Source organism: Komagataeibacter melaceti (genome assembly GCF_003403295.1).
In the GTDB taxonomy this organism is placed as follows: Bacteria; Pseudomonadota; Alphaproteobacteria; order Acetobacterales; family Acetobacteraceae; genus Komagataeibacter; species Komagataeibacter melaceti.
Genome location: NZ_QUWV01000110.1, coordinates 1 through 235, shown reverse-complemented (window position 1 = coordinate 235; position 235 = coordinate 1). Strand labels below are relative to the sequence as shown.

At 54.5% G+C, this 235-nt stretch carries 1 protein-coding gene; it reads left to right on the top strand.

The window, feature by feature from the left end; all coding sequences use genetic code 11:
* Positions 1-235, top strand: a 235-nt coding sequence (locus tag DY926_RS17330) for a hypothetical protein (protein WP_158551985.1), incomplete at both ends; no start/stop codon positions are given.

Sequence of the window (235 nt, the reverse complement as noted above, 5' to 3'; positions counted from 1 at the left end):
CATCCAGCGACGCGGAATCGTCGTCAATAAGCACGATTGCCGCCAGCGACGATGGCGATACGGTCGTGCTTTCGCAAGAAGCCCAGCAGGCTGTCAATATGGACTCTGGACACGATGACGGCGGTCTTGATGCCGTTTCGGCAATCTATACCGCAGCCGCGACTGTCATTAATAGTGCGTCATCCAGCGATGAAGAAAAAATTGCAGCCTTTGGCGCAGCTTACACCCTGTCATC